This is a genomic window from Neorhizobium sp. BT27B (assembly GCF_050455485.1).
GTDB lineage: Bacteria > Pseudomonadota > Alphaproteobacteria > Rhizobiales > Rhizobiaceae > Neorhizobium.
In genome coordinates, this window is record NZ_JBCIYT010000009.1 from 130,801 (window position 1) to 150,606 (window position 19,806).

18 protein-coding genes are annotated in these 19,806 nt (G+C 55.3%); 5 read left to right on the plus strand and 13 right to left on the minus strand.

Annotated features, from left to right (window positions below):
* Positions 1-47: 47 nt before the first annotated feature.
* Positions 48-755 (plus strand): DUF1013 domain-containing protein, encoded by a 708-nt coding sequence (locus AAIH70_RS22740; protein WP_112730583.1) that lies wholly within the window; start codon positions 48-50, stop codon positions 753-755.
* 105 nt (positions 756-860) lie between these two features.
* Here AAIH70_RS22740 and minE read toward each other — a convergent pair whose 3' ends face one another.
* The 5 genes from minE to AAIH70_RS22765 all read right to left on the minus strand — a co-directional run bounded on the left by minE (position 861) and on the right by AAIH70_RS22765 (position 5,511).
* Positions 861-1,121 (minus strand): cell division topological specificity factor MinE, encoded by a 261-nt coding sequence (minE, locus tag AAIH70_RS22745; protein ID WP_132278605.1) that lies wholly within the window; start codon positions 1,119-1,121, stop codon positions 861-863.
* On the minus strand, positions 1,118-1,933 hold the full coding sequence (gene minD / locus AAIH70_RS22750) for a septum site-determining protein MinD (RefSeq protein ID WP_132278603.1): 816 nt from the start codon (positions 1,931-1,933) through the stop codon (positions 1,118-1,120). The genes minE and minD overlap by 4 nt, the downstream gene beginning before the upstream one ends.
* A 31-nt stretch (positions 1,934-1,964) precedes the next feature.
* A complete protein-coding gene (gene minC / locus AAIH70_RS22755; RefSeq protein ID WP_132278601.1) occupies positions 1,965-2,711 on the minus strand; it encodes a septum site-determining protein MinC in 747 nt (248 codons plus the stop codon).
* A gap of 114 nt (positions 2,712-2,825) precedes the next feature.
* Positions 2,826-4,763 carry an AMP-binding protein gene (locus AAIH70_RS22760; RefSeq protein WP_132278600.1) on the minus strand — a complete coding sequence of 646 codons (1,938 nt, stop codon included), beginning with the start codon at positions 4,761-4,763 and terminating at the stop codon, positions 2,826-2,828.
* A gap of 88 nt (positions 4,764-4,851) precedes the next feature.
* A complete protein-coding gene (locus tag AAIH70_RS22765; protein WP_132278599.1) occupies positions 4,852-5,511 on the minus strand; it encodes a YggS family pyridoxal phosphate-dependent enzyme in 660 nt (219 codons plus the stop codon).
* 163 nt (positions 5,512-5,674) lie between these two features.
* On the opposite strand from AAIH70_RS22765, the gene leuS reads away from it, so the two are divergent.
* The 3 genes from leuS to holA are packed head-to-tail and all read left to right on the plus strand — an operon-like array spanning position 5,675 to position 9,902.
* Positions 5,675-8,308 (plus strand): leucine--tRNA ligase, encoded by a 2,634-nt coding sequence (leuS, locus tag AAIH70_RS22770; RefSeq protein ID WP_132278598.1) that lies wholly within the window; start codon positions 5,675-5,677, stop codon positions 8,306-8,308.
* Positions 8,301-8,834: an LPS assembly lipoprotein LptE gene (lptE, locus tag AAIH70_RS22775; RefSeq protein WP_245519308.1), complete on the plus strand. Its 534-nt coding sequence runs from the start codon at positions 8,301-8,303 to the stop codon at positions 8,832-8,834. The genes leuS and lptE overlap by 8 nt, the downstream gene beginning before the upstream one ends.
* A 12-nt stretch (positions 8,835-8,846) precedes the next feature.
* Complete coding sequence (gene holA / locus AAIH70_RS22780) at positions 8,847-9,902, plus strand: DNA polymerase III subunit delta (RefSeq protein ID WP_430035757.1); 1,056 nt, start codon at positions 8,847-8,849, stop codon at positions 9,900-9,902.
* Between the two features lie 18 nt (positions 9,903-9,920).
* On the opposite strand, the gene AAIH70_RS22785 is transcribed toward holA, so the two are convergent.
* From AAIH70_RS22785 to hemE, 8 genes are all read right to left on the minus strand, one after another.
* On the minus strand, positions 9,921-10,802 hold the full coding sequence (locus AAIH70_RS22785) for a ParB/RepB/Spo0J family partition protein (protein WP_132278595.1): 882 nt from the start codon (positions 10,800-10,802) through the stop codon (positions 9,921-9,923).
* 23 nt (positions 10,803-10,825) lie between these two features.
* Entirely contained in the window at positions 10,826-11,617 is a 792-nt protein-coding gene (locus AAIH70_RS22790) for a ParA family protein (RefSeq protein ID WP_132278594.1), read from the minus strand.
* Between the two features lie 16 nt (positions 11,618-11,633).
* Positions 11,634-12,254: a 16S rRNA (guanine(527)-N(7))-methyltransferase RsmG gene (gene rsmG / locus AAIH70_RS22795; RefSeq protein WP_430035760.1), complete on the minus strand. Its 621-nt coding sequence runs from the start codon at positions 12,252-12,254 to the stop codon at positions 11,634-11,636.
* Positions 12,254-14,125: a tRNA uridine-5-carboxymethylaminomethyl(34) synthesis enzyme MnmG gene (gene mnmG / locus AAIH70_RS22800; RefSeq protein WP_207908308.1), complete on the minus strand. Its 1,872-nt coding sequence runs from the start codon at positions 14,123-14,125 to the stop codon at positions 12,254-12,256. The genes rsmG and mnmG overlap by 1 nt, the downstream gene beginning before the upstream one ends.
* A 47-nt stretch (positions 14,126-14,172) precedes the next feature.
* A complete protein-coding gene (gene mnmE, locus AAIH70_RS22805) occupies positions 14,173-15,477 on the minus strand; it encodes a tRNA uridine-5-carboxymethylaminomethyl(34) synthesis GTPase MnmE (RefSeq protein ID WP_132278591.1) in 1,305 nt (434 codons plus the stop codon).
* A 40-nt stretch (positions 15,478-15,517) separates the two neighbouring features.
* Complete coding sequence (rho, locus tag AAIH70_RS22810) at positions 15,518-16,783, minus strand: transcription termination factor Rho (RefSeq protein WP_132278589.1); 1,266 nt, start codon at positions 16,781-16,783, stop codon at positions 15,518-15,520.
* Between the two features lie 178 nt (positions 16,784-16,961).
* Entirely contained in the window at positions 16,962-17,507 is a 546-nt protein-coding gene (hemJ, locus tag AAIH70_RS22815; RefSeq protein WP_132278587.1) for a protoporphyrinogen oxidase HemJ, read from the minus strand.
* Positions 17,507-18,538 (minus strand): uroporphyrinogen decarboxylase, encoded by a 1,032-nt coding sequence (gene hemE, locus AAIH70_RS22820; RefSeq protein ID WP_132278585.1) that lies wholly within the window; start codon positions 18,536-18,538, stop codon positions 17,507-17,509. The genes hemJ and hemE overlap by 1 nt, the downstream gene beginning before the upstream one ends.
* A 400-nt stretch (positions 18,539-18,938) precedes the next feature.
* Between hemE and AAIH70_RS22825 the strand changes: the two genes are divergently transcribed.
* Positions 18,939-19,760 carry a pyruvate, water dikinase regulatory protein gene (locus tag AAIH70_RS22825; protein ID WP_132278583.1) on the plus strand — a complete coding sequence of 274 codons (822 nt, stop codon included), beginning with the start codon at positions 18,939-18,941 and terminating at the stop codon, positions 19,758-19,760.
* The last annotated feature ends 46 nt before the right edge of the window (positions 19,761-19,806 follow it).

Below are 19,806 nucleotides of genomic sequence, written 5' to 3' on the forward strand. Positions count from 1 at the left end.
ACCCACGGCCCGCGACACCGGCGCGGACGGACAGAGGAACTATATCCATGGCTCAACAATTGCTCATGCCAAAGGCGACCGCAGTATGGCTGGTCGACAATACTGCACTTTCCTTTGATCAGATTGCCACCTTCTGCAAACTTCACCCGCTTGAGGTGAAGGCAATTGCTGACGGTGAAGCCGCTCAGGGTATCAAGGGTCTCGACCCCATCTCCACCGGCCAGCTGTCGCGCGATGAAATCGCCCGCGGCGAAGGCGACATCAATTACAAGCTGAAGCTTTCCGAGCCGAAGGTTCGTGTTCCGGAATCCAAGCGCCGTGGCCCGCGTTATACACCGGTTTCCAAGCGTCAGGACCGCCCGAACGCCATCCTTTGGCTGGTTCGCAATCATCCGGAACTCAAGGACACGCAGATTTCGCGTCTCGTCGGCACCACCAAGTCGACGATCGAGCAGATCCGTGATCGCACCCACTGGAACGCAACCAACCTGACGCCGATGGATCCGGTGACGCTTGGCCTCTGCAGCCAGATCGATCTGGACCTTGAAGTCGAACGCGCCGCAAAGAACCGCCCTCTGCCGACAGCTGCCGAACTCGGCGCTTCGCTGCGTCCTGCCAACGAAACCGAAAATCTCGATTTCGGTTATCGCAGCGAGCGCGAAGAAGAGAAGGAAATCGATGCGGATGCCGTATTCGCGAAGCTCAGCTCGCTGAAATCGACCCGCACCGAAGAAGAGGAAGACGACAACTTTTAAGTTGTCTGACCTTTTCAGAATTCTTCCAAAACAAAACCCCGCCGGTACGCCCGGCGGGGTTTTGTTTTTGGTCAGATGAAGCCGATATTATCGGCTTCTCAATAGTCAGGCAGCCTTGAGGGCCGAATTCGTCGGGATTTCGACGTCGATCTCAAGGATCGACATGTTTTCATCCCGGTCCATCTTGACGTGAACGCGGTCGGCATCGAGATCGACATGCTTGGCGATGACGGCCAGAATTTCCTCACGCAGGATCGCTACGAGATCGGAGCCTGAGGAGGCGCGTTCATGAGCCAACAAGACCTGCAAGCGTTCTCTCGCCATTGGCGCCGATTTTTGCTTGCGGAAAAGACCAAAGATACTCATGCGGCCTTCCTTCCAAAAATCTTGCCGAATATACCTCGCTTATCGCCAGGGATGGTGATCGGCAGCTGTTCGCCGCGAAGGCGACGGGCAGCTTCGAAATAAGCCATAGCGGGCGCGCAACGGGCGTCGGCCAAGGTCACTGGAGCACCCATATTGGATGCGCGCAGCACATCGCTGCTCTCGGGGATGATGCCGATCAGCGGGATCGACAGGATTTCAAGAACGTCATCAACCTTCAGCATGTCACCGCGCTCGGCACGAACGGAATCGTAGCGGGTCAGCAGAAGATGCTTTTCCATCCGCTCGCCGCGTTCGGCTTTCAGCGTCTTGGAATCAAGAAGACCGATGATCCGGTCCGAGTCACGGACGGACGAAACTTCCGGGTTGGTGACGACAACCGCCATATCGGCATGACGCATGGCAAGTGTAGCGCCACGTTCGATGCCGGCTGGGCTGTCGCAGATGACCCAGTCGAACACGCGCTTCAGTTCGGTGATGACGCGGTCCACACCCTCAGTGGTCAGATTGTCCTTGTCGCGGGTCTGCGAGGCCGGCAGCAAAAACAGGCTTTCGAGTCGCTTGTCGCGAATCAGTGCCTGCGTGAGCTTGGCTTCGCCCTGGATGACATTGACAAGATCATAAACGACCCGGCGCTCGGCACCCATGACGAGGTCGAGATTCCGCAAGCCGACATCGAAGTCCACCACGACAACCCGTTCGCCGTTCTGCGCCAAGGCTGCGCCGAGCGCGGCGGTAGACGTCGTTTTGCCGACACCTCCCTTGCCGGATGTCACCACGATGACTTTGCCCATCTTAATCTCCTGTTTCCTGCCGTTTTCCAGCTTAGATAATTGTCGCAGCCATGATCGAATCACCATCCAGCCAGAGCTGAACAGGCTGTCCCCGAAGCGCCGGCGACATGTCCTCGATCATTTTGTAAATGCCATCTATAGCCACCAACTCTGCCTCAAGCTTGCGGCAGAAGATTCTGGATGCAGAATTTCCGATGGATCCGGCCATTGCCCGGCCGCGAAGCGCCCCATAGACGTGAATCGAACCACCAGCGATGACCTCGGCACCGGATGCCACCGAGCCGACAATGGTCACATCGCCTTCCGGGAAAATCACAGACTGGCCGGACCGCACCGGTTCATTGATAACCAGCGACTGGGTGACAGGTCGAATCTGCTGCGATTCTGCGTGGTCCGCGTCTTCGGACAGCACGCCTTCAGCTTCCGCAGCCACAGGCTCCCGCTCTTTGACCTCGATATCCGCCGCAGGTTTTCCACCCTTCATGGCCGGTGGCATACCCGGCACCAGCATCGATGGCCGTGCGCCTTCAATGCCCATGATACGGACGTTTCGCTCGGCCAACTGCTCAAAAAGATCCTTCAGTTGGACCTTGTCTATGGCAAGGTCGGTGACATCGAGAACCACCGGACGATCAAGAAAGAAGCCAGCGGATCGAGAGGCAAGATCGTCCAGCCTGACAAGCCAGTCGTCGAGTGGCAGGTCGGGTGATAGAACGAGCGCCAGGAAGGAGCGGCCCTTGATACGGATCGAGCGAGCGTCTGTTAACACTTTGGTCATCTACATTAAAAATTCGTTGTCGATCATTAGCTCCGACATGGTTAACAAATGGTTAACGTCGTCTGTTTTCGCTGCTTTCCGCGGATGATGAAATCGCGGTAAAAATACCGTAAGTCATTGCTTATATGCAATTTTATTGCTTGGGTGAAATGAAAGGGACTTTTGCAGGACGACTGCGACCATATCCAGCGCGGACGGGTCATCAATCGTCGCCGGCATGGTCCAGGTTTCACCATCAGCAATCTTCTGGATCGTGCCACGCAGGATTTTTCCGGAGCGCGTTTTTGGCAATTTCGGCAGGATGAGGGCGGTGCGAAACGACGCAACGGGACCAACACGTTGTCGAACGAGATCGACGACTTCCTGCTGGATGATCGAAGCCGCGCGGTTGGCACCGTTCTTCAAGACGAGAAATCCGTAGGGTACCTGTCCCTTGATGGCATCCGAGACGCCGACAACCGCGCATTCCGCGACATCGGGATGGGTCGCACAAACCTCTTCCAATGCCCCGGTGGAAAGCCGATGCCCTGCACAATTGATGATGTCGTCCGTACGCGCCATGATGAACACATAGCCATCGTCATCGACAAACCCCGCGTCTGCCGTCTTGTAATAGCCGGGAAATTCCTGAAGGCAGGTTTCACGAAAACGGTCATCCGCTTCCCAGAAGGTTGTCAGGCAGCCGGGAGGCAGGGGCAGGCGGATTACCAGATTGCCAAGAATTCCTGGTTCAACGGCTTTGCCTGCATCATCGAGAACCTCCACGGAAAAACCCGGCATCGGAACGGTCGGGGATCCGGGTTTCACGGGAAGCGGCTCAAGCCCGATGGGGTTTGCGACGATTGCCCAACCGGTCTCGGTCTGCCACCAATGATCGATGACCGGGACATGAAGCAATTTTTCCGCCCAGCGTAATGTCTCCGGATCGGCTCGTTCGCCTGCCAGAAAAAGCGCCCGCAAGCTGGACAGGTCTCGGCTGAAAGCGAATGTCCCATCCGGATCATCTCGCCGGATTGCGCGGAATGCCGTTGGAGCCGTGAAGAGCACATTGACACGATAGTGCTCGACCACGCGCCAGAATGTTCCCGCATCCGGTGTACCGACTGGCTTGCCTTCGAAAAGGATAGTTGTGACACCCGCAAGCAGCGGGCCGTAAACGATATAGGAATGGCCAACAACCCAACCGATATCAGAGGCGGTCCAGGAGACATCTCCGGCCCTCAGCCCGTAGATATTACGTATGGACCACTGCAGGGCGACCATGTGGCCACCACTGTCGCGCACGACGCCTTTCGGCTTTCCGGTCGTACCCGATGTGTAGAGAATATAAAGCGGATCAACGGCGGCAACCGCAACGCAGGCTATTTCGGTCTTCTTGCTCTTCTCAACAGTCACAAGCTCGGCAAAATCGAGTTCGTGACGCTCCTCGCTCAGATCAGCGCGCAGCTGTTCGCGTTGCACGACAAGACAATAGGCCGGCTTTGCATCGGCAAGATCGATAGCAGCATCCAGCAACGGCTTATAGGCAACGATCCGCCCAGGCTCGAGACCACAGCTGGCCGCAATGACCACCTTCGCCCGCGCACTGTCCAGACGTGATGCAAGTTCCTGCGCTGCAAATCCCCCGAATACGACCGAATGGATCGCGCCCAGACGAGCACAGGCAAGCATCGAAAAGACTGCCTCAGGGATCATCGGCATGTAGATGACTACGCGATCTCCCTTTTCCACACCGAGATTTTTCAGCACGGCCGCAACGGCGGTGACCTCCAGCAGAAGGTCATCGAATGTATAGATCTGACTTGCGCCGGTCATGGCGCTGTCGAAGATGACGGCAGCCTCTCTCCCTCTTCCGGCAATTACATGCCGATCAATGCAATTGTGGCAGGTATTGGTAACGCCACCATCAAACCATCGTCCATAAACACCTTGATGTGGATCGAACACGCTGTGCGGTGGTTTGAACCAATCTATGTCCTCAGCAGCCTTGGCCCAGAAAACATCTGGCTCTCGCTTCCACTGCTCATAGACATCGGTATAGCGATTGGGCATGCAACTTTCCTCCCCTGCGAACCATGCTCGCAGAGGTATTTTAGAAGCAAGCCATCAAGGGGGAAATCCGACGAAGGGCGAAGATCGCTTAGCGTGCACCAAAGATCGCAGAACCGACACGCACACTGGTCGCGCCGAACTGAATAGCGGTTTCGAAATCACCGGACATGCCCATCGACAGCTTTGTGATACCGTTTTCTTCCGCAAGCTTCCGAAGCAGGGCGAAATATGGGCCGGGATGATCATCCGCCGGTGGGATGCACATCAAACCTTCAATTTCCAGAGACAGGTCTTCGCGGCAATATTTCAGGAAAGCTTCTGTATCCTTCGGCGCAATGCCTGCTTTTTGTGGCTCCACACCAATATTGACCTGAACATAGAGGCGTAGCTTGCGCCCCTGCCTGCTCATCTCTTGCGCAAGAGCTGCGGCAATCTTTTCCCGATCCACTGTTTCGATCACGTCGAACAGCGCAACCGCTTCAGCCGCCTTGTTCGACTGCAGTGGGCCGATAAGATGCAATTCGATATCCGGCGTTTCCTGCTTGAGAACAGGCCACTTGGCCTGGCTTTCCTGAACGCGGTTTTCACCGAATATCCTCTGCCCGACGGCGATTACCGGGCGGATATCCTCAATCTCGAATGTTTTGGAGACTGCCACGAGTTGAACCGTGCCCCCAGTTCGGCCGGCGGTCTTCTCCGCGGTCTTGATACGGCCTTGAACCTCAGCAAGTCTCTGTTCAACAGTCATAGGAATCTCCAGCATGTTTGCCCATCAGCGATTAAACGCCAGAGGACAGGATGCCAAGCCTTACCGGGCTTCCGGCTCGATCAAGGCCCCGGCAAAACTTGACGCTCGGGTAGTTTCGTGGTGAAGGTCAGCCTAAACGCATCATATTCCGGAAATCGATAAAATGGCCACCGAACGTTACAATCCGCGCGACGCCGAGCCTCGCTGGCAGGCACGGTGGAATGAAGCCAAAACCTTTCAGACGGACAATAGCGATCCGCGCGAGAAATATTACGTCCTAGAAATGTTCCCCTATCCGTCGGGACGCATTCACATGGGCCATGTGCGCAACTATGCCATGGGCGACGTGGTAGCACGCTACAAGCGCGCGCGCGGTTATAACGTTCTGCACCCGATGGGTTGGGATGCATTCGGCATGCCGGCGGAAAATGCAGCCCGCGACAACAAGGTTCATCCCAAGGAATGGACCTACCAGAACATCGCCTCGATGAAAAAACAGCTGAAGGCCATGGGCCTTTCGCTCGACTGGTCGCGCGAGTTCGCAACCTGCGATGTCGATTATTATCACCGCCAGCAGATGCTTTTCCTCGACATGATGGAAAAGGGCCTCGTTTACCGCAAGCAGTCCAAGGTCAACTGGGACCCGGTCGACAACACCGTGCTTGCCAACGAACAGGTAATCGACGGTCGCGGTTGGCGGTCAGGCGCGCTGGTCGAACAGCGTGATCTGGTTCAGTGGTTCTTCAAGATCACTGAATTCAGCCAGGACCTGCTGGACGCCCTCGATACGCTGGACCAGTGGCCGGAAAAAGTCCGGCTGATGCAGAAGAACTGGATCGGCCGATCCGAGGGTTTGGCTCTGCGCTGGGAGCTGACGGCTGACAGCAAGGACGCAAGCGGCGCTGCCGACATTGAAGTTTACACTACGCGCCCAGACACCTTGTTCGGCGCTTCCTTCCTGGCGATTGCTGCCGATCATCCGGTCGCCCGCGCAATTGCCGAAAAGAATGCCGACGCACATCACTTCTGTGAAGAATGCCGTCAGGCAGGTACTTCGCTGGCAGCACTGGAAACAGCCGAGAAGAAGGGCTTCGATACCGGCCTCAAGGTCAGGCATCCACTCGACCCGAACTGGGAAGTACCGGTCTATATCGCCAATTTCGTGCTGATGGATTACGGCACAGGCGCCATTTTCGGTTGCCCGTCCGGCGACCAGCGCGACCTGGATTTCGCGCGCAAATACGGCCTGCCGGTCATTCCGGTGGTCATGCCGGCTGGCGGAGACGCCGCAACCTTCGCAGTGGGTAACGAAGCCTATGACGGCGATGGCGTGATGATCAATTCACGCTTCCTAGATGGCATGACGACCGAGGCTGCGTTCGAAGCGGTGGCGACACAATTGTCCGAGCAGCACCTTGGCGGTGCGGCGCAGGCAAGCCGCAAGGTCAATTTCCGTCTGCGCGACTGGGGTATTTCTCGCCAGCGTTACTGGGGCTGCCCGATTCCGGTCATCCATTGCGAGGTCTGCGGCGTTGTGCCGGTACCGAAGAAGAACCTGCCGGTACAGCTGCCCGACGACGTTACCTTCGACCTGCCAGGAAACCCGCTCGACCGTCACCCCACATGGCGTCACGTATCGTGCCCGCAATGCGGACACGATGCGCGCCGTGAAACGGATACGATGGATACATTCGTCGATTCCAGCTGGTATTACACGCGCTTTACCGCGCCTTGGGAAAACGACCCAACCGATCCGAAGATTGCCGATCACTGGCTGCCGGTTGATCAGTATATCGGCGGTATCGAACATGCGATCCTGCATCTTCTCTATTCGCGCTTCTTCACGCGCGCCATGCAGGAGACAGGGCATGTTGGTGTCAGCGAACCGTTCAAGGGGCTTTTCACGCAGGGCATGGTGGTTCACGAAACCTATCGCAAAGGTTCGGGGCCTAACGGCGAATGGGTAGCTCCCGCTGACCTTCGGATCGAGGAGGTTGATGGCACGCGTCGCGCCTATCTCCTCTCCAGCAATGAAGAGATCGCGATCGGCTCGATCGAGAAGATGTCCAAGTCCAAGAAGAATGTCGTGGACCCGGATGACATCATCGCCTCCTATGGCGCAGATACCGCACGCTTTTTCGTGCTTTCGGATTCCCCGCCCGAGCGTGACGTCATCTGGTCGGAAGCCGGTGTAGAAGGCGCTCATCGTTTCTTGCAACGTGTTTGGCGCCTGGTGTCGGAAGCAGCAGAGGTGCTGACCTCTGTCGAGGCGAATCCGGCTAAGGATGGTGAAGCGCTGGCGATTTCGCAGGCAGCCCACAAGACCTTACAGGCTGTGCAGGGAGACTTCGACAAGCTGGCCTTCAACAAGGCCGTCGCGCGTATCTATGAGCTCGTGAATACACTCGCAGGCCCACTCACTGCCGTTGCCGCCGGCGGCAAGGATGCTGCCTATATCGCCGCCATCCGCAACGCCACCGAGATCCTTGTGCAGATCGTCGCCCCCATGACACCCCATCTTTCGGAAGAATGCTGGAAGGTTCTGGGTGGCAAAGATATGGTCGCCGAGGCTGCATGGCCCTCGTTTGATGCCGACCTGGTAGCAGATAACGAGATTCTCCTGCCGGTTCAAATCAATGGCAAGAAGCGTGCGGAATTGACAATCTCGCGCGACGCGGATCAAAGTGCCGTGGAGCAGGCCGTGCTTCAGCTGGAAGCCGTTCAGGCCACGCTCGAAGGGCGGTCCCCGAAGAAGATCATCGTTGTCCCACAGAGGATCGTGAACATTGTTGTCTAACGTCACCAAAGATTTGCTTCGTATCGGCCGCGTCGCCTCAATAGCTGCGGTTCTGGTGGCATTGGCCGGCTGCCAGGTTAAGCCGCTTTACGCCGTCTCTTCTCCCGGCGGCGCTTCGGCGGGACAGAAGCTCGCTTCGATCGGGTTCTCGCAGGCCGACGACCGGATCGAGCAGACTGTTCGCAACGAACTTATTTTCCTCACCTCCGGCGGTGCAGGGGAAAGCAGACAGCCAGAGTACAATCTGACCATGAACGTAACCTCGTTCCGTCAGAATGTTCTGGATGAACAGGTGACCAATAACCTCATTCCGGGTCGCGTGACTTTGACGGCGGATTACACATTGACCCGTGCCAGTGATGGCAAGGTTCTGCGTACAGCGCAACGCAAGTCGACTTCACTGCTCGATATCTCTGCCCAGGAGTTTGCGGAAATGCGTGCCTATCGCGACGCGGAAGATCGCGCAGCGAAACAGCTGGCAGAATTCATCCGGGGCGATATCGCGACCACTCTCGGCCGCCAGTAACGGCGGCCGGCTATGGTCGAAATCAAATCTCACGACTTCGATCGTTTTTCGAAATCCAGCGTCGAGAGCTACAGGATTTTTCTGGTTTATGGGCCGGACCGTGGCTTGGTGTCCGAAAGGGCAGCCATCATAGCCGCGAGGAGTGGGGTTGCGGCCGACGATCCCTTTGCCATGGTCAAGCTCGATTCGAGCGATCTAAGCGGCGATCCGGGCCGTATTGCCGATGAAGTCCACGCCTTCGGTCTGTTTGGCGGCAAGAAGCTGATCTGGGTCAGGGCTGGCGGAACTGAAAAGCCTCTTGTCGATGCGTTGCAGGCCCTGGCAGGCGGAACACCCTCCGATAACATTCTTCTGATCGAAGCCGGCGACGTGAAAAAGGGTAGCGGCGTGCGGAAAGTGGCCGAAAGCGCCAATACCGTAGCATCCATACCGTGTTATGCCGACGACACCCGCGCAATGAATGCCCTCATAGATGATGAACTGAAGGCCGAAGGCCTTGGTATCACGCCCGATGCCCGCGAGAGATTGCTGGAAGCGCTGGGTGGCGACCGCATTGCTTCACGAGGAGAGATCCGAAAACTTGCTCTCTACAGAAAAGGGCAGGGGACGATCGAGGAACAACATGTCATCGACATCATTGGTGATGCCAGCGCCGTATCCACTGACGATGCGGTCGATGCTGTCCTGGAAGGTGACGTGGAACGTCTCAACCTTGCCTTCGCAAAAGTCGTGGCATCCAAGACACCGGTCTTTCTGATTTTGCAATCCTGCCTGCGGCAGTTCCAGATGCTGGATATAATGCGATCGGAAATGGACGAAAAAAACACCCAGCCGGCGCAGGTTATGCAGACGCTGGGTCGGCATATCCATTTTCGCCGTAAACCGATCGTGGAGCGTGCTCTGAGGCGCTGGGCACCGCAAGCGATTGCGCGTGAGTCAGCCCGTATCCAATCGACTATCCTGCAGACCCGCCAACGTCAGGGTCTTGAGGACAGTATTGCATTTCATCTTTTGATGTCGATTACATTGCAATCCGCGCGGCAGGCTTCTGCAGCCGCGCGTCGATAGCTGTACGGGCAAGAGTCCTTACAGGCGCTTTTCCAAAAGCCGGCAGATTTCCTCGAGTTGATCTAGGGTTTTATAGGAAATCCGAACTTGCCCGCCGCTGCCGCGATGGTTGATGGTCACATCAAGCCCCAAGGCATCGGACAATGTTCTCTCCAGCGCCAAGGTATCGGAATCTTTCTGATCCATCTTCGGCATCGAAGCTGGCTGTGTCTGCGCCTTTATATCGTTCTGCGCCAAACGTTCCGCATCACGGACAGACATGCCCTTCGACACGATTGTCCGTGCCAGGCCTGCAGGATCCGACGTCGACACGAGAGCGCGCGCGTGACCGGCGGAGAGGTCTCCTGCGGCAAGCATCTCACGAACTGGATTAGGAAGTTTCAACAATCTCAAGCTGTTAGCAACATGGCTTCGGCTTTTACCGATAATATCGCCCAGATCGTTCTGCGTATAGCCGTGCTCAGCCACCAGCAATTCATAACCCAATGCTTCTTCAAGCGGATTAAGATCTGCGCGTTGCACATTTTCGACGATTGCGATCTCCAACGCAGTACGATCATCCACGTCGCGGACGATGACCGGGATTTCGACCAGGCCAGCCAATTGAGCCGCACGCCAACGTCTTTCGCCGGCTATGATTTCGTAATTTTCACCAATGGTCCGAACAACAACCGGCTGAACAATACCGTGTTGACGAATTGAGCTTGAGAGGTCCTGAAGATCGCTCTCATCAAAATAGCGACGAGGGTTACGCGGGTTGCGGCTGATATGCTCAATGGGAACCAGGCGGTCAGCACTCACGGCTTTTGGAGCCTCGCCCACCGGCGTGGCCTGATCCATCTCCCCAATGAGAGCTGCCAAACCGCGTCCGAGGCGGCGTTTCGAAATATCTTCACTCATATCAAATGCCCTACTACGGCAGATCAGGCCGCTTTGCGGCGGCGTTCACGCTGAATTACCTCGGAAGCCAACTGCAAATAAGCCTGACTACCTGCGCACTTCAAGTCGTAAAGAATGGCCGGCTTACCATAAGAAGGCGCCTCTGAAACCCTGACATTTCGCGGAATCAGAGTGTGATAAACCTTGTCACCAAGATATGTTCGCACATCATTGACAACCTGCTGTGCCAAGTTGTTGCGGATATCAAACATTGTAAGCACGATACCCTGGATATCAAGTGCCGGATTGACCGTCTGCTTGACCTGATTAACGGTCTCAAGCAACTGACTAAGGCCTTCAAGCGCGAAAAACTCGCATTGCAGCGGAACAAGCACCGAATGCGCAGCTGCCATGGCATTGATGGTCAGGAGATTGAACGAAGGCGGGCAATCCAGCAGGATATAGGAGAAGGATTGGGCTCCATCCGTCTGCAGCGCTCTTTTCAAGCGAAAGGCGCGATCGGAGGCTTGACCTATCTCCATTTCCAACCCCAGAAGATCCATCGTCGATGGAACAATAAAGAGGTTGGGAACGGCCGTCGCCACGACGGTTTCGTTTACTGTATGACTGCCCATCATCAGATCAAAAGAAGAAAGCTTTCGATCACGGCGATCTATGCCCAAACCCGTACTGGCATTGCCTTGCGGATCAAGATCAACAATCAGAACCCGTTCACCGATGGCCGCTAGGGCTGTCGCCAGATTGATTGCTGTCGTTGTTTTGCCGACGCCACCTTTTTGGTTAGCGATCGTGATAATTCGATTGAGCTCGCTCATTCTGCTATCCGGATGATCAGTCGACCTTGCGCCGGAGGCCTGCGATTTCTAGAATGATGGAATCTTTTTCAACGGCACTGGGATGTTCTATCAGATCAAAGTTCCAGCGACCATTCGCTTTCACCGTTTCCTGACGGTAATCCCGGCCTTTATGGAAAAAAGCGCGACATTCGGGATTTCTAGTCATCCAGGCCTCAGAAAAAGTCAGCAGAAGATCCAGGTCCGCCAAGGCTCTCGCCGAGATCACATCGACTTCGTCCAAGATTTGCGGCGCATCTTCGATACGCAGGACATGGACACTTCCCGATCCGCCCGTCTCAAGAAGGGCTTGACGCAAAAAAGCTGCCTTCTTTTGATTGCTTTCGACGAGATGTACCCAGCCGCCGCCCAATTCCTTTAGAAAAATCGCGGTGATGATACCGGGGAAGCCGCCACCGGAGCCGAGATCGGCCCATACTTGTGGCTTTGGCGATAGCTGGAAAATCTGCGCACTGTCCGCAACATGACGGCTCCAGAGATCCGGTAGAGTAGAGGGGGCGACGAGATTTATTGATTTCGCCCACTTTCGGAAAAGCTCGCAAAAATGCTCGAGCCTTTGCCATGTTTCACGTGAAACATCTTTGCCGTTAATCTGCATCAAGAGACTCGCTGGACGCGTTGGGTGTCAGTTTTACGTAGCACTGCGAGAAGCAATGCCAAAGCTGCAGGGGTCATGCCATCCACAGCAGCTGCCTGCGCCATATTCTGGGGTCGTTTTCCGGATAGCTTCAGCTTGAGCTCGTTGGATAATCCGCTGAGTGCATTGAAGTCGAAACTTTCGGGAATGACCCGTTGTTCTTCTCGGCGCGTTGCAGTGATACCGGATTCTTGCCGATCCATATACACTGAATATCCCGCCTCGATCTCGAGCGCGTCACAAACCGGAGCTGCTATCTTTTCCAGATCCGGCCAAACTCTTCGCAAATCCGCAATATCAATATCAGGATAGGCTAGAAGTTCATAAGCAGTGCGGCGTTGGCCGTCCTGATTGAGCTTGATATTGTGACGAGCAGCTTCCTGCGGCGTCAGGCTCATGGCCTTCAGTCCGGTCCGAGCCTCATCCAGTTCGCTTTTGAATTTGTCAAAACGATCTCGACGTTGGATTGATGTAATGCCCAGGCTGTTTGCCAACGGCGTCAGGCGCAGATCGGCGTTATCGGCACGCAGCGATAGTCTATATTCAGCCCGTGACGTGAACATTCGATAGGGCTCGGAAATACCCCGCGATGTCAGGTCATCAATCATCACGCCGATATACGCTTCAGTTCTGCTGAAAACTGCAGATGAGCGGCCACCTGCCAGCAAAGCTGCATTGAGGCCTGCTACCAATCCCTGTGCGGCGGCCTCTTCATAACCTGTTGTTCCGTTGATCTGGCCGGCCAGAAACAACCCAGGAAGCTTTTTAACTTCAAGGCTTTGTGTCAATTCGCGCGGATCTACGTGGTCGTATTCGATCGCATATCCCGGCTGCAAGATAGCGACCTTTTCCAAGCCCGGTATCGTGCGGATAAAGGCGTCCTGTACTGACGCAGGCAGGGACGTGGAAATGCCGTTCGGGTAGACGGTGGGATCGTCCAAACCCTCTGGCTCCAGGAAAATCTGATGGCCGTCGCGCTCGCCAAACCTGGTTATCTTGTCCTCGATCGATGGACAATAACGCGGGCCGACACCCTTAATTTCCCCCGAATACATGGCTGAAAGGCCGATGTTCTCGGCGATGATTGCATGGGTTGCTGCGGTCGTCCGAGTGACACCACAAGCTATTTGCGGGTTTTTGATCGAATCCGTCATGAAGGAGAAAGGACTTGGGATTTCGTCAGCCTCCTGCTTGTCGAGGCTTTCCCAATCGATCGTTCTTCCATCCAGTCTCGCAGGCGTGCCCGTCTTGAGACGCCCCAGTGCAAGTCCGAACCTGTTCAGTGTATCTGACAGGCCCAAGGACGGTGCTTCACCCATGCGACCGGCAGGCGTTTTATCCGCACCGATGTGGATCAATCCGCGCAAAAAAGTGCCAGTCGTTAGGACAACGGACTTGGTGGCAAACGTCCTACCGTCCTTGAGTATCACGCCCGAGACAACGTTCTCGATCACCGCCAGGTCGAAAACATCACCTTCAATGACATCAAGATTGGCGTGACTTAAGATTTCGGCCTGCATCGCAGCTCGATAAAGCTTGCGGTCAGCCTGCGTCCTCGGACCGCGAACTGCAGGTCCTTTTTTTCGGTTCAGAAGTCGAAATTGGATGCCGGCAGCGTCGGCCACTCGCCCCATCAATCCGTCCAAAGCATCCACTTCGCGAACAAGATGACCTTTTCCAAGACCGCCAATCGCCGGATTGCATGACATTGCGCCAATCGTCGCGATCTGATGGGTAACAAGAGCCGTCCGAGCACCAGCACGCGCAGCAGCGCTGGCTGCTTCACACCCGGCATGGCCGCCACCGATAACGATGACATCATAGGTCGTCACGCTGCGCTCCATTTATTTCGAAACCGAATCGAATTGTTTCACGTGAATCACTTGCCAATGCAAAATTCCGAGAAAATGATATCCAGCAGATGTTCAACATCTACCTTTCCGGTAATCCGGCCTAGCTCTTCGGCGGCAAGGCGCAGGCACTCCGCCTGCATATCCAGTTGCGAACCCTCTAATGCTTCCGCGATGAAATTGGAAGTATTTTCTAATAGGAGCGCGTGTCGTGTGCGTCCCGGTTTTAAAGAGGCGATAGCCTCCCAACGAGACGTCACACTATTGACGATCGCCGATTTAAGTTCGTCGAGCCCGTCGCCTGTTTTGGTGGAAATCCGTATGACGTCGGCGTCCACCTCAGGCCGCAGGTCGGATTTTGTCCTGATCGTCCAGACCGGAATTGTGTCAGGCAGATCTATTTCCGGCAGTGGCTGATCAGCCTCGCAAAGCAGCAGTATCAGGTCAGCACGTTCAAGAACCAGATGCGCGCGGCGTATCCCTTCTCTTTCAACGACATCCTCGGTTTCACGAATTCCTGCAGTGTCGAAGAAACGAACCAGAAAACCATCCAGGTCCAGGTCAACGTGAAGAACATCGCGCGTTGTGCCCGCAATTTCGGTGACAATGGCAATGTCACGCTTAGCCAAGGCATTTAAAAGACTGGATTTTCCAACATTGGGCGCGCCGACGATAGCGACCTGAAAACCATCCCGTATGATTTCCCCAGACCTTGTGGCTTCGCGTTGGGCGTCGATCTCACCCTTCAGCCGCCTCACATTCATCCACACCGTATCGGAAATCGACCCAGGCACATCATCTTCATCGGCGAAGTCGAGCTCGGCTTCGATAAGAGCGCGTGCCCTTGTCAACTCAAGAGCCCAGCCCTCATAGATCGCTGAGAGACCGCCATCGCTCTGCTCCAAAGCCAGACGGCGCTGCATTTCAGTTTCCGCCCGAAGCAGATCGGACAATCCTTCAGCCTCGACCAAATCGAGCTTTCCATTCTCCAAAGCACGTTTGGAAAACTCACCAGCCTCCGCAAGTCGCAGATTTTCGGACAGCAATTCGGCGTAAAGCGCCGAGACCACAGCGCGACTTCCATGCAGATGCAATTCGACGCAATCCTCGCCTGTGAAGGAATGCGGCCCCGGAAAGGTGATTGCCAAGCCACGGTCGATGACACTGCCGTCTGCTCGCCTGATTGTTCGCAAATACGCGTGCCGAGCCTGGGGGAGGGGTCCCGCCAGCTTTTGCAGTACGGAGATCGATCTCGATCCGCTCAACCGAATAACAGCAAGCCCTGCCGGCAGCGAACCGCTCGACAGGGCAAAAATCGTATCATCGGCCCGCATTATTCAGAACCTCGGACGCGTGATTGAATCCGGCTAAGGATCAGGTGTTCATGGAATCGAAGAAATCGCCGTTGTTCTTCGTCTGCTTGAGCTTGTCGATAAGGAACTCGATCGCATCGGTCGTACCCATCGGAGCCAGAATACGACGTAGAACAAAGATCTTCTGCAGATCCTGACGTGGTACCAACAGGTCTTCCTTACGCGTGCCGGACTTGAGGATATCCATGGCAGGGAAGATACGCTTGTCGGCGACCTTGCGATCAAGAACGATTTCCGAGTTACCGGTGCCCTTGAATTCTTCGAAGATGACTTCGTCCATACGGCTGCCAGTGTCGATCAGCGCCGTCGCGATGATCGTCAGCGAACCGCCTTCTTCGATATTACGGGCAGCACCGAAGAAACGCTTCGGACGCTGCAGTGCGTTGGCATCTACACCACCGGTCAGAACCTTGCCGGAGGAGGGCACCACGGTGTTGTAAGCGCGACCAAGACGAGTGATCGAATCGAGAAGAATGACGACATCTCGGCCATGTTCCACGAGGCGCTTGGCCTTTTCGATGACCATCTCCGCAACCTGAACGTGACGAACGGCCGGCTCGTCGAAGGTCGAGGACACAACCTCGCCCTTCACCGAACGCTGCATGTCCGTCACTTCTTCAGGCCGTTCATCGATAAGAAGAACGATCAGATAGCATTCCGGATGATTGGCCGTGATCGAATGAGCGATGTTCTGGAGAAGAACCGTTTTACCGGTGCGCGGCGGTGCCACGATCAAACCACGCTGGCCTTTGCCGAGCGGTGCGACCAGATCGATAACACGTGCCGAATTATCCTTCGACGTCGGGATGTCGAGTTCCATTTTGAAGCGCTCATTCGGGTAGAGCGGCGTCAGATTGTCGAAATGGACCTTGTGACGGATCTTTTCCGGATCGTCGAAATTGATCGTATTGACCTTGAGAAGCGCAAAATAACGCTCTCCTTCCTTCGGTCCACGGATCGGACCCTCAACGGTATCGCCGGTCTTCAGAGAAAAGCGACGGATCTGAGAAGGCGAAATGTAAATGTCGTCCGGACCCGGCAAATAGTTGGCATTGGCGGACCGCAGAAAACCGAAGCCGTCTTGAAGAACTTCGACCACGCCTTCACCGATGATCTCAACGTCCTGGCTGGCAAGAACCTTCAATATCGCGAACATCAGTTCCTGCTTGCGCATGGTGCTGGCGTTCTCAACCTCCATCGTTTCCGCGAAGGCAAGCAAATCGGTCGGAGATTTGCTCTTGAGTTCTTGAAGCTTCATTTCAGCCATGAAGGAAGGACCATTTCAATTTCGAGGGGAAGCCGTGTCGGTGGAATTCGTTCCTGCGGAGAAAATCCGCAGACTGTGAACCTGCACACATGCACGAGAGAAGAGATGGCCGGGAAAATAGCGATTCCCGCCCCTTACCGCAAGGGGGGGACAAGCGCAAATATTTCTATCCCGGATATCAAAACGGTTTCACGATCACCAGAATCACGATCACAATCATCAAAACCGTCGGGATTTCATTGATCAGACGCCAGTAACGCGCGGTCCTGCGTGGCCCGTCCTGGGCAAACCGCCGCATGCTGCGTCCAAACATCACATGCACGATCGTCAATAAAAATACCATTGCGATTTTGGCATGCAGCCAGCCGCCCTGAAACTCATAAACGGTCCAGGCAAGATACAAACCCAAAATCCAGGACAGCATCATCGCCGGGTTCATGATCACCCGGTAAAGCCGCTGCTCCATCATCTTGAAGGTTTCCGACTGGACGGACCCAACCGGCGCATCGGTATGGTAGATGAAAAGACGCGGCAGATAGAGTAAGCCTGCCATCCAGGAGATGACGGCAATCACATGCAGTGCCTTGATCCACAGAAACAGGTCATCCGGCCGCCAGGAGACGACTGCCAGAAGCAAAAGCACGAAGATGGCGAGCGCTACCGCGGCACGCCGCCTGGCACGTCGACCGGGCTTCTCGTCCGTCTGTAACTCCTGTTCGTTCATCAGCCAAAGCTCCGGACACGCTTCACCAAGGCAGTAACATGATCCGGGTTGGCTTCAGGGGTGATCCCATGGCCGAGATTGAAAATTAGCGGGCCATTGCCGAGGGTCTGAAGGATCCTGTCAATTCCGTCATCCAAAGACTGACCGCCGGCCACCACGCGCATCGGATCGAGATTGCCCTGCACCGGCCCGTCCTTTTGCAGTTCAGCTGCAAAGTTCAGCGGCACGGACCAATCAAGGCCAATGGCGTCGGCGCCGGTTTTCTGGCGATAGGTCTTGAGGTTGAACCCAGCACCCTTGGCGAAAGCGATTATCTTTGCGCCAGGTCGGCGAGCACGGACACCCTCGATGATCCGGGCAACGGGTGCGATGGCGAAAGCGGCAAACTCTTCCTCGCCCAGCACACCGGCCCAGGAGTCGAAAATCTGCACTGCGTCTGCACCGGCGTCCAACTGACCGACAAGGTAATCGACAGAGATATCCGCAAGCTGCATCAGAAGTGAAGCAAAGGCCTTTGGATATCTGTAGGCGAACAGACGGGCAGGCGCCTGATCGGGCGTACCTTTTCCAGCGATCATGTAGGTGGCAACGGTCCAGGGCGCACCGCAGAAGCCGAGAAGCGTTGTCTCGGCTGGAAGATCGCGACGCAGGCGACGGACCGTTTCGAACACCGGTGCAAGATGCGTCATCACATTGGATGCATCCAGCTGGTCGATCCCGTCGGCATCGATCGGATCCATCTGTGGTCCAACACCCTCAAGGAAACGCACATTCCTTTTCAAGGCATCTGGAATGACGAGGATATCGGAAAACAGAATGGAAGCATCGAAGCCATAACGCCGGATTGGCTGCAGGGTCACCTCTGCTGCCAATTCCGGATTATAACAGAGGTCGAGAAAGCTACCGGCTTGCGCGCGTGTCGCTCTGTACTCCGGCAGATAGCGACCTGCCTGCCTCATCAGCCAGATTGGCGGAGGTGAGACGGTTTCCCCGTTTAGGACTTCCAAAATCGTTCGGCGTACGTCCGTCACACAAGTCTCCTAAAACTAAATATCTTATATAAAAGATTCTTCTATTTCTTAGAGTCTGTGAGTAGCAAGGACTAAAGCCTGTACCTTGGTTTTCCACGACATGAGGTTCAGCGTCTGCACGTTTTCATAATTCTGATCGCTTTTCCTACCGAATGTCGAATATCAAAAATATCCTTTTTAATTCAGATATTTAAGTTTATGGATTTTTTCACAACCCTGTGTATAAGCTGTGAATTGCCGATGAACAGCGACGAATTGTCCACTGAATCCCAAACAGGTTCGAAAAGCTTTCCGCTCGACGGTGATTTGTGGATAAATCCGAACTTATCCGGCCGGTCGACGCCAGCTCAGACTGAGGCACAGATCTCTCCCAGACTATCAACAGGGGACCAAGTTTAACGTGGAGAACAGGAAAAACTTCTTCCATCTGCACCTCATTTCTGACTCGACGGGCGACACTCTCGTTTCCGCCGGCCGTGCAGCAGCAGTCCAGTTCACCAACGCGGTGCCGGTTGAACATGTCTATCCATTGATCCGAAACCGGCGACAGCTTCTACCCGTGCTGGAAGAGATCGATGAGACACCCGGGATCGTGATTTACACCGTCATGGATGCGGAACTGGCAACGCTGATAGAGACCCGTTGCCGCGAAATGTCGGTGCCGACAGTCAATCTTCTCGAGCCCGTTATGGCCGTGTTTCAGAATTTTCTCGGCGCGCCCTCCCATCGCCGTGTGGGTGCTCAGCATGTTCTCAATGCTGAATATTTTGCGCGGATCGAGGCTCTGAATTTTGCCATGGATCACGACGACGGGCAGTTGCCCGAAGATTATAATGAAGCGGATGTGGTGATCATCGGCATCAGCAGAACATCGAAGACACCCACGAGCATCTATCTGGCAAATCGTGGTATAAAGGCCGCCAATATTCCTATTGTCCCGGGCGTTGAACTGCCTCCAGCCCTTTTGAGTGCCAGCCGTCCTGTCATCGTCGGGCTGGTTGCGACAACGGATAGGATTTCGCAGGTTCGCGAAAATCGCGAACTCGGAAATTCGATGTCATATGATCACGGTCATTATGTTGATCGCGCCGCAATCAACGAAGAGCTGAAATATGCTCGCGCGCTTTGCACCCGCCACAATTGGCCGATAATCGATGTGACCAGGCGCTCGATAGAGGAGACTGCTGCGGCGATCGTTGCGCTGCGACCGAGGCTGCGCTAAGGCGAATCCGGCGCATGTGCCCGAAAACTGAAGTCAGCTTTCAGTG